General features: G+C 54.3%; 10 protein-coding genes. 1 reads left to right on the top strand and 9 read right to left on the bottom strand.

The features are described 5' to 3' along the window. Positions 1-72: 72 nt before the first annotated feature. The 5 genes from F5984_RS22220 to F5984_RS22200 all read right to left on the bottom strand — a co-directional run bounded on the left by F5984_RS22220 (position 73) and on the right by F5984_RS22200 (position 11863). Positions 73-1272 carry a tyrosine-type recombinase/integrase gene (locus F5984_RS22220; protein WP_246169268.1) on the bottom strand — a complete coding sequence of 400 codons (1200 nt, stop codon included), beginning with the start codon at positions 1270-1272 and terminating at the stop codon, positions 73-75. A gap of 327 nt (positions 1273-1599) precedes the next feature. Further along, complete coding sequence (locus F5984_RS22215; RefSeq protein ID WP_152126416.1) at positions 1600-8307, bottom strand: polyketide synthase; 6708 nt, start codon at positions 8305-8307, stop codon at positions 1600-1602. Positions 8308-8352: 45 nt separating this feature from the next. After that, entirely contained in the window at positions 8353-8904 is a 552-nt protein-coding gene (locus F5984_RS22210; RefSeq protein ID WP_152126415.1) for a GNAT family N-acetyltransferase, read from the bottom strand. Positions 8905-9171: 267 nt separating this feature from the next. Continuing rightward, positions 9172-10104, bottom strand: coding sequence for a ThuA domain-containing protein (locus F5984_RS22205; protein WP_152126470.1), 933 nt, complete (start codon positions 10102-10104; stop codon positions 9172-9174). Between the two features lie 322 nt (positions 10105-10426). Then, positions 10427-11863 (bottom strand): NADP-dependent isocitrate dehydrogenase, encoded by a 1437-nt coding sequence (locus F5984_RS22200; protein WP_152126414.1) that lies wholly within the window; start codon positions 11861-11863, stop codon positions 10427-10429. A gap of 96 nt (positions 11864-11959) precedes the next feature. On the opposite strand from F5984_RS22200, the gene F5984_RS22195 reads away from it, so the two are divergent. Continuing rightward, complete coding sequence (locus F5984_RS22195) at positions 11960-12883, top strand: LysR family transcriptional regulator (RefSeq protein ID WP_152126413.1); 924 nt, start codon at positions 11960-11962, stop codon at positions 12881-12883. Positions 12884-12972: 89 nt separating this feature from the next. On the opposite strand, the gene F5984_RS22190 is transcribed toward F5984_RS22195, so the two are convergent. From F5984_RS22190 to F5984_RS22175, 4 genes are read right to left on the bottom strand one after another with little or no spacing between them, the layout of a single operon-like run. Continuing rightward, positions 12973-14454 carry a phytoene desaturase family protein gene (locus F5984_RS22190; RefSeq protein ID WP_152126412.1) on the bottom strand — a complete coding sequence of 494 codons (1482 nt, stop codon included), beginning with the start codon at positions 14452-14454 and terminating at the stop codon, positions 12973-12975. A gap of 18 nt (positions 14455-14472) precedes the next feature. Continuing rightward, positions 14473-15750, bottom strand: a complete 1278-nt coding sequence (soxC, locus tag F5984_RS22185) for a sulfite dehydrogenase (protein ID WP_152126411.1) — start codon at positions 15748-15750, stop codon at positions 14473-14475. 3 nt (positions 15751-15753) lie between these two features. Next, positions 15754-16347, bottom strand: a complete 594-nt coding sequence (locus F5984_RS22180; protein ID WP_152126410.1) for a c-type cytochrome — start codon at positions 16345-16347, stop codon at positions 15754-15756. After that, positions 16340-18073 carry a hypothetical protein gene (locus F5984_RS22175; protein ID WP_152126409.1) on the bottom strand — a complete coding sequence of 578 codons (1734 nt, stop codon included), beginning with the start codon at positions 18071-18073 and terminating at the stop codon, positions 16340-16342. The genes F5984_RS22180 and F5984_RS22175 overlap by 8 nt, the downstream gene beginning before the upstream one ends. Positions 18074-18081 lie beyond the last annotated feature (8 nt).

Here is an 18081-nt window from a genome sequence, read left to right as displayed (position 1 = left end):
GGAGCAGTTTGATTCCACCTCAAAATCTGGCGTCCTAAGAGGGCGTCAGAATAAACCTGATTCCGGTCAGAATCAGTCGGGCATTTGATCCAGATACGTTTTTTGGGTCTGCTTTTTAGTGTAAAACTGCGTTGTTTCCAGCGTCTCGTGCCGGAGGTGTTGCTGCACATGCTCCAAACTTACCCCCGATTCGAGCAGAAGCTGCCCGGCCGTATGGCGCAAACTGTGCGCCGACATACCCTTCCGTTTCAGCCCCTGCTGACGCAAATGTTTATCGACAATATAGCGGATCTGATGCGTCTTTAATTCATCGAACAGCGGTTCGTTTTGCCGGGCGGGTGTAAGCGGCCACCGCTCGGTTTCGCGCAGAAAGGCTTCGATGGCACTTCGGCAATCGGCAAAAAACTTGATTGGTTTACGGGTATGTTTCCCTTTGCCCAGTACCCGTAATTGCCCCCGGTCGAAATCCAGATCGCCGAGACGCAACCGGGTTACCTCTACCGTGCGCAGCCCTTCCAGACTCAGTAGCGCCAGAATAGCCAAATCACGCGCCGACTCGGGTACGGCAAGCAAATCACGCCGTTCATTTTCTTCCAGACTATCCTTGTAAAATGTGCGCTCAATGGCTAGCCCTCGAATATCATTAATATCGCGCAAGGCATTGATCTGTTGCTCGTTAAGCCCTAAGTCGTCCCGTTTACGAATACACCATAAGGCCAATTGCTTAACGGCCGACAAGTACAGATTCACCGTAAAAGGCGAGTAGTCTTCGGCTTTTAAATGCTCCACAAAATCGCCTACCGTCTGTCCGCTTAGCGAAGCCGGCTGCCCCAATTGTACCTGTCCATCGACGTACAAAAAAAAGGAATTTAGAGCCTTGGTATAGGTTTCTTTGGAGTGATCGCCCCGCAGGTTTTTTGCCTCCCGGACAAACCGAAGTACCAGCTCATTCATAGCGGGTGGCAGCTTGGGCACGCGCGGGTCAGGAACGACAGTGGGCTGACCTATTTGCTGGTAGAACAGCATGAATTTCCGTATCGGCGAAACGCGATTGGGTGGCAGTTCGGCCGTGTACTGCGCAAAGCTGACACCATCAATCGGAACGCTATTTTGCAAACAAGCCTCGACAAACGCACGGGCATGCCGGGGATAGTTACTCGACTTCGGCAAGTCCGTCGCGAAGTACCGGATCAGCTGACTCACCGTCAGTCGCGATTGCATAGCACCTAACCCCTGCTGTCCGGCTCTATCCGGTTTACGAAGCTCCTTCATCCTCATCAATTTAGCTCCTTAAAGATGATACATTTTCCTCTTTTCACCAATTCTTGCAAATCATAATTTATGAGACGGTGAAAGATTTCATTTGGTTCTCTACTCTGTTATGCCCACAAGCGGACCGCCCCGACCAAATTTCGGTAGCGAAATCAGACCGGGGCGGAGAAAGTATGTAGGTAAATGGACAGTGAATAATGGAAATAGCTTCCGCGAGTGCCTTCGACAGGCTCAGGCTGACTGGCGGCCCTCAAACCGTGTGTCAGCCTGAACCTGGCGAAGGCACTCGCGGAAGTAATCAAATAGATATATTATCAACACCTCAGGTTAGTTCGAAATTATCTGCAAAAATTTGGTGGGTCGCTCGGGGTCGGGGACAAACCAGGCAGGATTTCCGGATTCGTCGCGGCCCAGGCGGGCACCTGTAACCGGCGGAGTCGATTTGCCTTTCCGCCGAACGGTAATGTTGGGTAAAAACTCCGCGTCGGCTAAATCCTGAAGGCTTTGAGTAAAGGCATCGAGAACCCGGTCGATGTCATCCGAAGTATGCGCTTCGGTCATGAAACACGGGAAACCATCCCAAATATGAATACCTCGCTCACGCATGAGCGTAAACAACAGCTCACTGTACGGAACATCTTCGGTAAACTTAATTCTCCAGAGTGATCCAAACTGGGCAACAAGAAGTGGCAACCTATTTTCGGTCAGGAACTGATTCATGGCTTCTACCAACCTGCGGGCTTTATCCGTTAATCGCTGTTGCAAAGCAGGCCCTTGTTTTTGCATGTAGGTAAGCGAAGCCTTAGCAGCAGCGAGCGCGAGCGGATGCCGTACAAAGGTACCCGCATAAAACGTTATGTCAGCCTCAGGATACGACGCATCGCCGTAATTCCAGAAGCCACCATCGAGTGCATCCATGAAAGCTGCCTTACCCGCAACCACGCCAATGGGTAAGCCACCACCCACCACTTTACCATACGAAGCCAAATCGGCCTGGATACCAAACAGCCCCTGAGCGCCAGCAGGGTGCATACGGAATCCGGTGATGACTTCATCGAAAATCAAGGCCGTTCCCGACTCCATTGTCACTTCTCTGACTTTCTTCAAAAACTCAACCGGCTGAAATTCAGACCGTCGGCTCTGTACGGGTTCGACCAATACAGCCGCCAATTCGTTGGCTCGTTTGCGAATGATGGCCAGGCTTTCGTCGGTGCCGTAATCCAGAATGAGCAAATTTTGAACAGCCTCCGAGGGAATTCCCAAAGCCGCCGGGTACGATTGTTGCGAACTGCCCGCGCGAGCAATCACTTCGTCGAAAATGCCGTGATAAGAGCCCGTAAACACCACCACCAGCGAGCGACCGGTTACGGTGCGGGCCATCCGAATGGCTGCCAGCACCGCTTCGGAACCTGTGTTGCAGAGGGCCGCCCGCTCAAAGCCGGTAAACGAGCAAATCATCTGACAAACCTCGCCCGCCAGCCGGTGCTGTGGTCCAATCTCGTAGCCTTTGTCGAGTTGTTCATGAAGAACTTTATTCAGAAAATCAGGCCGGTGCCCAAACAGAATCGAGCCAAAGCCACTGAGCACATCAATGTATTCATTCCCATCAATGTCCCACAACCGGCTCCCGAGCGACTTATCGACGACGATCGGGTACACGATTTCTTTGGTCAGTGGTTTGAAACCCGTCACGGCCCGGGGGTCGGCCATCCAAGGTCGGTATTGCTGGGTATGCGCTTTGCTACTGGCTGTCTTTTGGTTGTAACGCTCCACATGTTCGTGCAGGAACCGCTTTTGCGAATCGCTCAGAGCCGTAATATGCCGCTCAATTCGCGCGCCAGCCCCAAAGGCTTTGGTCACCGTTACAGGCTCAGGGGTCGGGGGAACCTCGGCCGGTGACGGCGTAAATTGGGTTGGTGCAGGAGCACTATTTGCAATGGCACCACCCTGTAAAATAACCAGTTGCTGATTTAAAATCTGAATCTGCTGCGCAAATAAATTCACAACCGAAGGGGCATCGGTAAGACCGTGAACAACAGACGTTGAGGCAACACCCGCATTATTCACGGGTAGCGAAACCGGCGCAATGTCCGGTTGAATCACCGGTAGTGCCACTCGATTGGGCGAGGTGACTTCAGCAGGTTTTGGCACAACAGGCCGATAGGCATCGGCGGGCAATTTACTATCGAGGTAGGCCAGTAATTTTTCCAGCGTGTTGTACTCAGCCGAAAGCTGCCGGAACGAGATCGGCAAATCAAATTTCTTCCGAAGCTGAAACGAAAGCTGCGTTAACGCCAATGAATCGAGGCCAAGGTCCAGAAAACGGCTGGTCAGCCCTACATTTCCACTGTTTACACCAGCCGTTTCGGTCAGTAACGTTCTGACAATGGCTAAGAGTGCCTCTATTCTTGAGCTCGGAGTTGACATACTTGTCGTTGAATGAGTTAAATCCGCCTGTGGAGGTTTGTTTGCCTGAAGGCTGCCTGTGTTCACTAGTAATGAGGCACTTACCGGGTCAACCCAGCAGCGTTTTCGGTTGAACGCATACGTGGGCAATAGCACTTTTTTCGGGGATGAGCCCGCGTACAAGCCAGTCCAATTGGGGGTAACACCCCACGTCCACAAAGTACCCAGTGCGTTTAAAATTGCCCGCGATTCCGACCCCCGACCGGCTTGTGCCTCTATGCTGGCAACCACCCGAAGCGGTTTCTCCAAACCCTGCTGGCGGGCTAAAGCCGTAGAAACCGTACCCGGCCCCACCTCCAGCAATAGCGCGTTGGGCACTTCAGCGAGTGTGCGTAACGCGCGGGCAAACTGCACAGGGAGCCGCATATGGGTAGCCCAGTACATAGGGTCGGTGGCCTCAGCGTCGGTTAGCCACGTCCCCGTCACCGTCGAGACAATCGGTTTGCGAGGGTTTTGCAGCGAAACTTGCCCCACAGTGGACGCAAATGACGCTACGGCTGGGTCCATCATAGCTGAGTGAAACGCATGGCTTGTTTCCAGCATCCGGTTCGGAATTTGCCGTCTGTCCAGTAGGGTAGCCAACCGCTCAACCACTTCGGCGGGACCAGCCACCACACATTGCTGCGGGCTGTTGACGGCTGCAATAGACAGCCCCGGCGGAAGCATGAACTGCAATTTCTCCGAGTCCAGGCGCACCGATAGCATACGGCCCGACGGTAATTCACTAATCAATCGGCCACGGGTCGCAATCAGGGTGAGTGCATCGGGCAGAGAAAAAACGCCCGCCAGATGAGCCGCCACAAACTCTCCGATACTGTGCCCACAAAACAGCGTCGGGGCAATTCCCCAACTCATCCAGAGCTGGGCCAACGCGTATTCCGTCGTAAACAGAGCTGGCTGGGTATAGCGCGTATTTTTGAGCCTCACTTGAGCCTCTTCATTGTCCAGCGCGAAAAGCACCGTTCGGATATCTACATCCAACAGGCCATGCAGGTACTCAGCGCACTTATCAACGGCATCCCGGTACACAGGCTCTGTTTGGTACAACTCATGCCCCATGTTCAGATACTGAGCCCCCTGACCGGGGAACATAAATACCAACTCGCCGGGGCTTTCAGCGACAGTCGATAGGGGGTCAGCGGTCTCGGTACGTAGTTGCTGTACAAGCTCTTCGGCAGAATCGGCGACCACAAACCGCCGGAAATCGAACGGAGGCCGGGTGGTTTGTAAGGTGTACGCAACGTCGGTCAGGCCGGGGGCATCAGCTTGCAACAGCGTGGTTGCCAGTTCATCGGGATAGGCATTCAGGCTGGCTTCCGATTTAGCCGACCAGCAAACAAGTTGAGCACGACGTGTGGGCTTATCCAACTCCTCAATCTCAACCGTCGGTACGGGAGCATATTCTTCCAGAATAGTGTGCACATTGGTGCCACCAACCCCAAACGAACTAACCCCCGCCCGGCGCGGCTGAGCGGGCTTTGTCGGTTCCAAGCCCGGTTCGCCGGTAAGCCACGGTTGTAAGCTGTTATTTACGTAGAACGGACTGCCGGAGAAATCAATAATTGGATTTGGTTGCCGATAACCAATAGATGGAGGAAGCTGACGATGATGCAGTGCCAGCGTTGTTTTGATAAAACCAGCCACCCCAGCCGCAGCCGTCAAATGCCCCAGATTACTTTTGATCGAGCCAATCGCACAATACTGCTTCCGGTCCGTTTGGCCAAAGGCGAGATTCAGCCCCTCCAGCTCAATGGGGTCGCCCAGAGGTGTGGCCGTGCCGTGTGCTTCAACGTAACTGATGGTGGCTGGGTCAACTTTAGCATCGTCAAGTGCCTTTCGGATGGCTACTGCCTGACCTTCAGCACTCGGGGCCGTAAAACTCCCTTTTCCCCCACCATCATTGTTTACCCCAACACCTTTGATTACGGCATAAATCGTATCCCCATCCTGCTGGGCATCGACCAGCCGTTTCAGCAAAACAACCCCAGCCCCGTCACTAAACACAGTACCACTGGCTTCGGCATCGAACGGGCGGCAATGGCCATCCCGGCTAAGCATGGCCCCCTCTTCGTACAAATGTCCACTGTTGATCGGAGCCGTTACACTGGCTCCGCCCGCAACGGCCACGTCGCACTGACCCAGTCGCAGGCTATCAACGGCCTGTGTAATGGCCAACAACGACGATGAACAGGCGGAATACACACTAACTGCCGGGCCTTTCAGGTTCAACTGATAGGCCGTTCGCGACGCAATGAAATCTTTCTCGTTGACCGTCATCGCCTGAAACGCCCCAACCTGATTCAGCACCTCGGGGTTTGTCAAGATGTTGTTCAGGTAATACGTGTTATTACCACAACCCGCCCACAGGCCAATTTCACCGTCGAAATGAGAAGGCAGGTGGCCCGTTTTTTCCAGCACCTCCCACACAATCTCCAGAAAAACACGCTGCTGCGGGTCCATTACCTCCGCCAGTTTCCCATTCAGATTGAAAAATTCGGCGTCGAACTGGTCAGCCTGTTCCAGAATTCCCCGGGCTTTCACATAGGCCGGGTCGAGTGTGAGCGTGTCGGGCAATGAAGGGTCCAGCTCCTGATCGGCGAAAAACCGTATGGTTTCCTGACCATTGACCACCACCTGCCAAAGTGCTTCGGGCGAGGAGGCTCCGGGAAAGCGCCCGGCCATGCCAATTACCGCTATATCCGTATCGTCGGCAAGGCGCGGCTTGCGGCTACGCGTACGCAAAGAAGGTTTAGACGACCCATTCAGAAAATCGGCCAAAGCCTCTACGGTCGGATATTGATAGAGCTTCGTGACGGAAAAATCGTAGGCGTAGGTCTGCGCGAGCGTCGTGACGGTTTTGATGGCCAACAGGGAATTGCCGCCCAGCTCAAAAAAATTGTCGTGAATGCCCACCCGGCCCACCTGAAGCACTTCTTTCCAAACCGTAATGAGGTTCTCCTGAATCTGGGTTTGTGGAGCCGCGTATGCACTGCTCAATAACTCGGAGGCATCAGGATTGGGCAAGGCCCGACGATCCACTTTCCCGTTGCGGGTAAGCGGAATGGCCTCTACTGGCAACAGCAAGGCGGGCACCATGTAAGCAGGCAAGCGTGTTTGTAAAAACGCACGTATCGCCACCCGGTCGAAACCGATTGGCATGACCACATATCCAATCAGTCGTTTGTCGCCCCGGGCGTCTTCGCGGGCCAGTACAACCGCCTGTTGTACCCCCGGGTACTGGAGGAGCGCCGTTTCAATTTCACCCAATTCGATCCGAAACCCTCTGATCTTCACCTGCTCATCTATCCGGCCCTGATAGACCATATTCCCGTCGGGCAGTCGAAGAGCCAAATCACCACTGCGATACAGTCGGTCGCCCGGCTCGGTGCCGAACGGATTCACAATAAACCGCTGCGCCGTTAGCGCCGGCCGGTTCAGGTATCCACGGGCCAATCCGGCCCCACCTACATACAACTCGCCAACCTCCCCAACGCCCACCTCATGCCCGTCGGGATTCAGAATGTAGGTCGTGAGCGTGGGGATCGGCACCCCAATCGGCGACCCGGCATTTCCACTTACCTCATCCACTATGTGCGCCGAGGTAAGAGCCAGATAGGTCACGTGCACGGTAGTCTCCGTGATTCCGTACATGTTGATCAGTGCACAGCCGGGATAGGCTTTAAACCAGGGCTTCAGCCGGGCCGGGTGCAGGGCTTCGCCCCCAAAAATGACGTAGCGAAGCGGTAACGAATCAATGTGACCCACCACCTGCTCCTGCAAGGCATAAAACGCCGAGGGTGTTTGGTTCAGAACCGTCACGCCCTCCTGGTGCAGTAAATCGCCAAACTGTTGAGCATCTTTGGTTACCGATTGCGGAACCACCACCAGCTTCCCCCCAAACAGCAAGGCCCCGTACATTTCCCAGACCGAGAAATCGAAGCAAAACGAGTGGAACAGGGTCCAGACATCATCGGGGCCAAAGTGGAACAGGGGCGAATCGGTAAAGAACAGCCGAACCACATTTCGGTGCTCAATAATCACCCCCTTCGGTTGGCCGGTTGAGCCGGACGTATAAATAACGTAAGCCGCGTGCGCTGGTGTTAGCCCCGTTTGCGGAAGCTCGGTTGCTGCCTGCGCAATCCGGTCCCACTCACCATCTATACTCAGCAGAGTCGCTTCAGGATTCAGGTTCTGGAGTTTGGCTTTGGCCGCTTCATCAACAAGTACCACCGGCCCGTTTACGTCCGAGAGAATATACCGAATCCGCTCGGCCGGGTAGTCGGGATCGATGGGTACATACGCGCCACCGGCCTTCAGAATACCTAACAAGCTCACAATCATTGACAAGGAACGATGGAGGCAGACAGGAACCAACGTTTCTTCGTGCACCCCAAGACGTATCAGGTGGTGAGCCAATTGGTTCGATTGCTCATCGAGTTGGCGGTAGGTAAGCCCATGTTGCCCAAACACAACCGCAACCCTATCGGGGGTTCGTTGTGCCTGCTGAACCAGCAGATCGACAAGGGTAGGCCCGGCAGCGGCCTGGTCTCTGTTGAAGAGAGAATTCATACGTATGGGTGAGGGAATAGACTTTGGTACCGTTTGGCACAAAATCTATGATTCATGACCGTTGGCAGGGGCATTCAGCCAATCGCTCGATAGGTAAGCGTAGAGCACTTTATCCAGTACAATGCCGTCTTTTACCGCACTGCTTCGTAGTACACCCTCACGCTGAAAGCGGGCCTTTTCGAGCACTTTAATAGAGCCCAGGTTATGCGCATACGGCATGGCATACAGGCGGGTTAGCGGGTACTGCACAAAGGCATAATCTGTAAAGGCGCGGAGGGCGGCCGTAATGATTCCTTTACCCCAATGCGCTTCGCCGAGCCAGTACCAGATTTCGGCCGAGTACCGGTCAATGTCATCACCAAAGCGCAGGCCGATGTTACCTACGGCTTCACCACCCACATCGAGCGCGAAATTGAGCTCAACGGCCGGATCTACCACGTACTGAATCCAACGTTGGGCATCGGTGGGCGTGTAGGGAAACGGGAAACTGTCGCGCAGATTTAGCCAGATGGCTCGGTTGTTGGCGTGGGTATGAAGGTTCACTTCATCGCCAAACTGCCAGGACCGCACGCGGCACAGACCACATTCAAGTTGCATAGGTTACACGAAATTATACGAACGTCTCCTAAAATATAGACGAGTTGGCCCGAGTGTGGTAACAAGAAGGCTTCTGATAACGCGCGGTAAACTGTCACTCGCAACCGGAGATCCGTTCAAACCTTCCGTAGGTACTGGCGAAAAAAGGTTTGTTCTTATTGCTAAAAACCAAACACCATCGAATGAAAACACCCCGCCTGATGCGTCGATCAATTTCGAGTGAAACGAGCGACACACCGGGCGGGGTGTTCAGTATATGAGAGCGTCTTACCGGTCGAATTTGCGTTGACTGGCCCGTTGCTCAGTTGGGAAGTCCGCCGGAATCGGAATATCGACTTTTCCGGTGGCAGCCCATTGTGTACCGCGTTGGAGGCAGGTAATGAAGCCTACGCACTCAACTGAATAGTCGGCGTGACCCAATGGCGTATGAAAAATGCGCCCTTTACCAAACCGAACCGTCATCAGCATGGGTTCGTGCCGGTCGGTACCCCGATTGCTTTTGGGCGAGAAAGCAGTGGCCAACACATCCATTTTCTCGGCCGGCCCCCGCAACCGATCATACAACTCGTCGCGGCTGTGTAACCAGTTTGTGGGCATCCCTTTTGTGATCGGGTGCTTTGTATCCCGAACCTTGACCACAAATTCGGCCTGTGCCCCGTGAGATCCAGCCTTACCCGGCTGCATGTCGCGCACCAGTTTCTCGGTCTGGTCATAATAGACGTAAGGGCCGTCTTTCTCGGTACGGTCGCCCCAGCCACCCAGACCAATCATTTGGTTATAGGCCGGCCACAACGGAAATGAATTGTTAGCCGCGTGAATCACCACCAGCCCTCCACCTTTTTTCATGTACTGCTCAAAATCGGCCTGTGTCGCATCGGACCAGGGGGCGGCATTCCAACCGAAGTTGCAAATCACCACATCGTAGGCCGAGAAATTCGGATGAAAGCTCGAATCCATACGTGCTTTGGACAACGCCCGCGTGGGCCGCATACCGTCGAGGGGGTAGTTTCGGATAAACTCCTCGCCCTCCCAGGTGTAATAGGTCCGTTGAACATCAACCGAGAATTTGCCCGTTTCTTCCAGATAGCGCTTCATCATGAACGTAATCTTGGGCCATTGTACGTGGTTATTCTGGCCGTCGATGATGAGCGCCCGTAAGCGAGGAGCGGGTTTGGCAGCGGCTGTCGTCAAGCTGAACATGCACAGCAAGACAAACGCTATGGTGGAAAATCTGGCAATGGACTTCATGCACAAAGGGGTTTAAGATCGTAAGGAATATGCCTGTATCGTAACTCCCGAAAAAGCAATAAAGCCTACTATCCCTACTTTCAGATAGTAGAGTAAGCCCATTTTTACCCCCTTCGCTCAACGCCCGTTACAAACACATCCTAAGAGTCGCTGCCTGTTTGTGGGAGGTAATCTTCACGATTCGGGATGAATTAATGAGAAGGCCGCCTGCTACACCAGCAAGCGGCCTTCTCAGCTCATTTGAGCCAGTAGCCCCCAAACGGGAAAACGGTATTTATTGGCCCTGTCCCATTGAGAAGGCCTGCTTTCCCGCAAACGCGTAGAGGTTTTCGGTTTTAATCGTATCAATATTATGCTCTGCCGCTTTCGATAAAATCTGGATAATATCCTGTTTGCTGATCGGCTTACCGGTTTGGGGCAGAAAACGACAACGCCAATGATCCGTGCAGAAGGTCTCTTTGAAGCCATTCGGCCAAACCTTGATTCCGCGATTCGTAATCATACTCAGGGGTAACTCAGGAGTGGCTAAGGCTCCCACCTGCTGCGCTAATTCTTCAGGGTCAGTGCCCGCCCAGTGAACAAACACATCAACACCCAGTAACTCTTTAGCAACCGCCGGTTTGCGTTCGTACACAGGCAATTCGATAGCTTGTGAGTTCGCGTACGAAACCGGCTTCAAAATACCCGGTTGCTGCCCGAGTCGGTCAATGATGGCCTGAGCAAACTCCTTCGTTCCTACTTTTTGCTGGCTAACCCCTTCTTTATAGATGTCGTAGGTATGCACGCCATCTTCAATCGTTTTCAACCAGGCATTCTGTACGCGTTCGGCTACTTCGGCCTGCCCAATGTGGTTGAGCATCATGATGGCCCCCTGCAAAAGTCCCGATGGGTTTGCCAGATTTTGACCGGCCCGGCGGGGAGCTGATCCGTGGATGGCTTCAAACATGGCACATTCTTCCCCAATATTGGCCGAACCGGCTAAACCAACCGAGCCAGCAATTTGAGCCGCCACATCGGACAGCACATCGCCGTACAGGTTTGGCATCACAACAACATCAAAAGCCTCGGGCGTATCAGCTAATTTGGCAGCTCCAATGTCAATAATCCAGTGCTCGGTTTCCAGATCAGGAAACGCGGGGGCTACCTCATCGAATACCCGATGAAACAAACCATCAGTCTGTTTCATGATGTTATCTTTTGTAAAGCAGGTTACTTTTTTGCGGCCATACTGACGGGCATAGGCGAATGCATACTGTACAATTTTTTCGCAACCCGGCCGACTAATCAGCTTGAGGCATTGCACAACCTCATCGGTTTGCTGATGCTCAATGCCGGCATACAGGTCTTCTTCATTTTCGCGCACTATAACCACATCCATATTCGGATGCTTGGTTTTAACGAACGGGTGCAGGCTCATACAGGGCCGAACATTGGCGTATAACCCCAGCATTTTACGGATAGTTACGTTGAGGCTTTTGTAGCCTCCCCCCTGCGGTGTGGTTATGGGCGCTTTTAAAAACACTTTATTACGCCGAATGATGTCCCATGATTCGGCAGAAATACCCGACATATTTCCAGCCAGGTAAACCTGCTCGCCAACCTGAATTTCGTCAATTTCCAATTGAGCACCAGCCGCCTGCAAAATAGACAGCGTTGCATCCATAATCTCGGGGCCAATTCCATCCCCTTTGGCTACAGTAATTCGTGTCATTATGATGAATGTGTGTATGTGAACTGAGGGCAAAGTTCATGGCTATAATTCATAAATAATAATTTATATATTTGATGTTATACATAACTTTTATTTATGAATTACACCCTGCACCAGCTACATGTCTTTCTGACCATATCACAAACACAAAGCATTACCAAAGCGGCTGAGGTGCTGCATCTGACCCAGCCAGCTATCTCAATTCAGTTAAAAAATTTTCAGGATCAATTTGAAATCCCCCTCACGGAGGTCATCAGCCGCCGGGTTTACCTAACCGATTTTGGCTGGGAAATTGCCCGGGCAGCCGAGAAGATTCTGAACGAGACCCATGCCATTAACAATCGGATTTTGGCTTACAAAGGCTTACTGCATGGCAAGTTGAGAGTATCGGTGGTATCAACGGGTAAGTATGTGATGCCGTATTTTTTGTCGGACTTTTTACGCAAGCATGAGGGCATTGAATTGGTGATGGATGTGACAAACCGGCAAAAGGTAATCAGTAGTCTGGCCAACAATGAAGTCGATTTCGCACTGATGTCGATCATACCCCATCAATTAGGAGTTAACTATCTGGAACTGATGCCCAATAAGCTTTATCTGGTGGGGCGTCGACCCGACCACCCCGCTCCCCCCGACACTACCCCCCAACTACTCGAAAAGCTTCCGCTCATCTATCGGGAAGCGGGTTCGGGGACACGTTCTATGATGGAAACGTTTATCTCGGAACGTCAACTCGTGGTACGCAAGCGCCTGGAGCTTACCTCCAATGAGGCCGTAAAACAAGCCCTTCTGGCCGGACTTGGCTACTCTATAATGCCCTTAATTGGAATCCGGAATGAACTCCTCAACAACGATTTACAAATTATTCCGATTGAAGGGTTACCCCTACAAACATCCTGGATGCTCATTTGGCACAAAGACAAAAAACTGTCGCCTGTTGCTGAGGCATACGTCCAATCTTTGGAAAAACATAAAGAACAGATTATTGAACAAGACTTTGGGTGGTGTAAGCTCTTTTGAGCCCGGAATCGAGTAGCTTTCCATGTCTACTGAGCAAACCAAAGACCAACCCAAATCAGCGTTTCGTATTTTCAAGGACCATTGTTTATTCACATAGGCAGAGGCAAAGGTGAATGAAAAGAAAAGTCAGCAGGCACATCTTTCCCGAAACAATCGCGCAGCGCAAAACGGGCTGCCTGATAGCCGCACATACCATGCACCCCGCCACCGGGTGGGGTCGCTGAGGAGCAGATATATAGGCCGGGCGCACCCGTGCGGTAGGGAGTTAATCGGAACGTGGGGCGGGTGTACAATTGCCCCACATCAATAATGCCCCCGTTGATATCGCCCCCGACATAGTTCGGGTTCCAGGCCTCAATTTGCTTTGTGTTCTGGGTATGCCGAGCCAGAATCCGGTCGCGAAAACCGGGTGCAGCACGCTCTACCTGTTGCTCAATTCGCTCGGTCATATCGACCGTCGATCCGTTCGGGACGTGGCAATAAGCCCACCCCACATGTCGGCCGGCCGGGGCTCGCGTGTCATCAAACACACTTTGTTGGGCCAGCAGCACGTAGGGCCGGTCTGGATGATAGCCGCTATAGGTGACTTTTTCGGCCAGAGTTATCTCTTCCAACGTACCCCCCAAATGCACCGTCCCCGCCCGGCTACAATCGGGATTAGCCCACGGAATGGGGCCATCCAGCGCCCAGTCAACTTTAAAAATACCGGGGCCATACCGGTAGGTCGCCAGTTGTTTCCGGTACAACCACGGGAACCGGTCGCCAGCAAGCTGAAGCACACTTTTCGGTGTCAGATCCAGCAATATAGCCCGCGCAGGGGGCAGGTCACCAAACGAGCGGACGGGCCGGTTCACTTCTACCTCGCCCCCCAACGACTGCAAATAATGAACAAGCGCCTGGGTAATCTGCTGGGCTCCCCCTTTGGGTAAAGGCCAGCCCACCCGGTGCCCCACCCCCATCAGCACCAGTGCAATAGCCGAGGTGGTCAGGTTACTCAACGGCTGAATAGAATGAGCCGCCATACCCGCCCATAGCGCGCGTGCCTCCATGCTGCGGAACCGACGGGCAAGCCACGTAGCCGGTTGCACCGCATTCAAGCTAAACTGAGCCAGCTTGAGGGGGTGGCCCGGCCAGCGCAATGGACCCAGAATATCGGGTAGTAAGCTGGGCAGGTGTTCAATAATTGGCTCGAATAGCTGTTGATACGTGGCCGCATCGGGGCCGAGCCGTTCGGCTGTATCGGCTACAGACCCCATCAGCAAAGCAGCCCGGCCGTCGGGCAGTGGGTGAGCCGCTGCCACGGGGGGGGTTATCCATTCGAGCCCAAACTCGGCCAGGGGCAAACGACTCAGAAACGGAGAAGCAACCGCCAACGGGTGAATGGCCGAGCCGAGGTCATGCACAAAGCCCGGTAACGTCAGCTCGCCCGAGCGAACCCCTCCGCCGGGTGTAGGCTGTGCCTCCAGTACCTTCACCGACAGGCCCGCCCGCGCCAGCACAATGGCAGCACTGAGTCCATTAGGGCCCGCGCCCACAACGACCGCATCGTATTTTTTTTCTGTACCATTCATGATTTTGTACCTGACGGGTCACCGCCAGTTTTGGGGTTTATGGAACACCCGACCATCGGCTTTTAACACCCAGGGCGTAATCGGGTTCAGGTGGTACCCACCCGTATCGGGGCCGCGGGCATCGATCAATTGCTTTAGGGTTGGCTGCGTGTAGCCAGTTTCGTCGGTAACCCGGCTACAGATTTCGGTTTCGGCTCCATCCCAGCGCCAGAGGTGCCGAAAGCGGACATGGGCCTTATCGAGCACGGGTTGCTGTAATTCGGCCACTTGCCACGACCGGCCCGCATCGGTACTGACCTCAACCCGAACAACCTTGCCGCGCCCGCTCCAGGCAAGGCCCCGTATTTCAATCCAACCGCGTTCTACCTGTGCCGGGTAGGCCGGGTACGTAATCAGACTGCGGGCGTCCATTTCGAAACTGAACTGCCGAATTTTACCAGGCCCGCCACCGGGTGCACGCACCGGCTCGGTGTATTTGGACGTTTCCTCACGCGTGTGCCAGGGGGCGTCGCCCAACTCAAGACGACGGAGCCATTTAACGCTCATGTTCCCCTCCCAACCGGGCAAAAACAACCGTACCGGATAGCCTTGTTCGGGCCGGAGGGCTTCGCCGTTCTGCGCATACGCGATAAGGGCATCGTCGAACCCTTTCTGTACCGGAATGCTGCGGGTCATCCGGGCCGCGTCGCCCCCTTCGGCCAGAAACCACGTAGCCGAAGGCTTCACGCCCACCTCCCGAAAGAGGGTCGACAGTTTCACCCCGGTCCACTCGCTTTGGCTCGTCAGCCCGGCAATTTCCTGCGGGCTCATCGTTTCTTTACCCGTCCGAAAATTTCCTGAACACTCCAGAAACGCAATCCGCGATACGCTCGGAAACCGCTTCAGGTCGGCCAGTGAAAACACCGTGGGTCGGTGAACCAGCCCGTGAATGGTTAGCTCGTACCGGGCCGGGTCGACCGTAGGAATCCCGTTATGGTGTCGCTCAAAGTGCAAATCCGAGGGGGTAATGATGCCGTGAAGATCCTGCAAGGGGGACCGAGACGATATATCGGAGGGTTTTTTTACCAGCTTCTCAAACGCCGATCGGGTTCCGACCTCGCCCGGCGGCAAACCCGGTACGCGGGTCGGGTCATCGAGTAATTTGAGTTCATATTGCGAAATGCCAACCTGAACCGCCATTGCAGGCCAACCTTTCGCCAATGCGTTTTGCACCAGGGCCACAGCCGCTGTTGCGGCACCCCCCAGCAGGCTCCGACGGCTAACATTTGGGGTTCTTTCGGTTTCGTTTTTCTTCATTACTCATCGAATTTCGGGCCCACCCCGCCGGTCGTCGGGCACAAACAAGTGCTGAGCCGGCATACAGATAGTCGGTAACGTATTGGCATTTAGCACCATCGTTGAATCCATTACTTTATTGGCCGACAGCAGGTAAGCGGTGAGGGCATACACCTCGTCATCGATGAGGGAGCCGGGGGCATTGAAGGGCATGGCCCGCCGGATGTAGTCAAAGACGGTTGTCGCGTAAGGCCAGTAATTGCCAATGACCCGTTCGGGCCGTTTGCCGGATAATGCTAAGGCATCAGCAGGGGCCGTCATAACGAGGGCACCGTTTGGTCCACCCGTACCACCCGGCCCGTGGCAGGCCGCACATTTGGCCCGAAAAAGCACGGCCCCCTGCCCCGCCGTACCCGAACCCGGTGGTAGGCCTATACCATCGGGGCGCACATCGCTGTCCAGTCGGGTCAGGTGTGCGGCAGAGGCAGCTCGCCCGAAACCAAACCGACCCGGTATGGTATCCGTTGGCACTATAGGAGAGTTGGTACCGGGCGAGTGACGAACCCACCCGCCCAGTATCACCATCATCACGCATGAGAGACCAATTAGCCTATTCATACGTACCGGCTTCGAGCGTGCTGCGGCTGAGCGCGTACGGCCGCACGTAGCGATCAAGTACCACATAAATGGAATCTTTATGCTCGTTGATGCCCCGCAGAATCACCCGCTGTCCGCCATTTTGTACGGTGTAAGCAAGCACCATCCGGTTCCGTTTGACAGGTTTACTTTCCGCCCGAATGCCTTTGGAGCGCCGGGTAGAGCGGGCAAGTGGGTGTATTTTGGGGTCTTCGGGCCCGATGATGACCTGTACTGCTTTCGGGATAAACGAAACAGCTTCGAGCGAGTCTTTGGCCGCCTGAACCGGGTCGCGTTCAGGGCGAGACTCGCCGGGACCGGCCGGTCGGGCGCCTTGCCCACCCAGGTCGCGGTTGTTCACCAGATATTCGCGGGTGGCGTTTTCGGCCTGGCTCGCCCGGGCACCCCGGTTTTTGTCCTGCAAATACAGAACACCATTCACCGTATCGGCTTCGTAATAGAACACCCGCTGCCCACCGGCTACTCCCGTGAGTTCAAACGTGCGGTTGATGTCGCGCATGGGGGCTCCCCCTCCGTTCGACAGGTCCAGTTGGACGGGTTTGGCCGTTTTGAACGTCAGCGTAGTCCAGTTTTCAAACGTAGCCTGTTGCCAGCGGAGGGTGTCGGTCGGCGATTCGGGCAGGAGCTGTCCGGTCTCGGGACCGCCGTGGATTCGGAACTCGGTCACGGCATAATTACCCCGTAACTCCTTAATCCCTTTCTGAGCGGGTTGCTTATAGGGGTCGTATTTCCAGTTGGTCCATTGCAGCCAGAACAGCCAGACCAGAAAAATGCCGAGGGTAGCCGCTTTCAGCCCGATACGTACATATTGCTGCCAACCCGTAAAGTTTGGGGCAAAATACACAGGCACCACGGGCTGCTCCAGAATGAGCAACTTGTAGAGGTCGGCGATGTAGTAGACCAGCAAAAAGCCGGATAACAACACGAAATACGAACTATATACATGCACGCCCCCGTCGTAGGCAAAGTTGACGTACACAATGTCGGCCAGGGCCCCAAACAACAGCACCGCCCCCCAGAACGTAGTGGCTCGAAAAAACAGGAATGCTCCGGCGGCCACCTCAACTACACCCGTAAACACCTCGTACCAGGGCACAATGCCAATCGACAACCAGTAAATTTTTTGTAGCGTCAAATCACCAAAATCGGTGTTCAACACCCCCAACGACGGGTATGGCAACTGGGTGGGTAGCAGTTTAGTGAACCCAAACCCGATGATACCGATACCCGCGCGGTACCGCACCACCACCCGCAGCCAGTAGTACAGGGTCTCATAATGAGCGGGTTCCGCCTTGCGAAGCCAGAGAACGGCCGTCCAGACGGCCCCTACCGCAATGGCAAACAGCAGCGTGATTACCCAAATGGCATAGCCATTCAAGGTACTCCCGAAGATACGATTCCCGAATAGCCCCAGACCCGACCCGAAGCGGGCCAAATCGTAGAAATCGCGGTAGTGCGGGTGAAGCCAGTCAAGAGTGAGGGCATTTTTGTACCAGGCCAGGTCATTGGGCAACGACATGGCGATGAAAAACACAAAGGCAATTCTGAACAGAATTTTCTGGCCCTCGGTCCAGGGACGGGCTGTTGCGCCTGCAGATACCGGCGGATTTGCAGGCGCAACAGCCGCCGAAATCGGCTTTCGTAACCCAAGTTCAATTTGTTCAGGCGTGATTGGATAGGTTGCCATAGGTCTGT

This window comes from Rudanella paleaurantiibacter (assembly GCF_009184635.1).
Classification (GTDB): Bacteria; Bacteroidota; Bacteroidia; order Cytophagales; family Spirosomataceae; genus Rudanella; species Rudanella paleaurantiibacter.
This window is presented reverse-complemented; position numbering and strand designations above follow the sequence as displayed.

Excerpts from the sequence above, each read along its gene's own strand:
- F5984_RS22215 (WP_152126416.1), bottom strand. The coding sequence starts at position 8,307 with ATGAATTCTCTCTTCAACAGAGACCAGGCCGCTGCCGGGCCTACCCTT.
- F5984_RS22195 (WP_152126413.1), top strand. The coding sequence starts at position 11,960 with ATGAATTACACCCTGCACCAGCTACATGTCTTTCTGACCATATCACAA.
- F5984_RS22190 (WP_152126412.1), bottom strand. The coding sequence starts at position 14,454 with ATGAATGGTACAGAAAAAAAATACGATGCGGTCGTTGTGGGCGCGGGC.
- F5984_RS22180 (WP_152126410.1), bottom strand. The coding sequence starts at position 16,347 with ATGAATAGGCTAATTGGTCTCTCATGCGTGATGATGGTGATACTGGGC.
- F5984_RS22220 (WP_246169268.1), bottom strand. The coding sequence starts at position 1,272 with ATGAAGGAGCTTCGTAAACCGGATAGAGCCGGACAGCAGGGGTTAGGT.
- soxC (WP_152126411.1), bottom strand. The coding sequence starts at position 15,750 with ATGAAGAAAAACGAAACCGAAAGAACCCCAAATGTTAGCCGTCGGAGC.
- F5984_RS22175 (WP_152126409.1), bottom strand. The coding sequence starts at position 18,073 with ATGGCAACCTATCCAATCACGCCTGAACAAATTGAACTTGGGTTACGA.
- F5984_RS22205 (WP_152126470.1), bottom strand. The coding sequence starts at position 10,104 with ATGTTCAGCTTGACGACAGCCGCTGCCAAACCCGCTCCTCGCTTACGG.
- F5984_RS22200 (WP_152126414.1), bottom strand. The coding sequence starts at position 11,863 with ATGACACGAATTACTGTAGCCAAAGGGGATGGAATTGGCCCCGAGATT.
- F5984_RS22210 (WP_152126415.1), bottom strand. The coding sequence starts at position 8,904 with ATGCAACTTGAATGTGGTCTGTGCCGCGTGCGGTCCTGGCAGTTTGGC.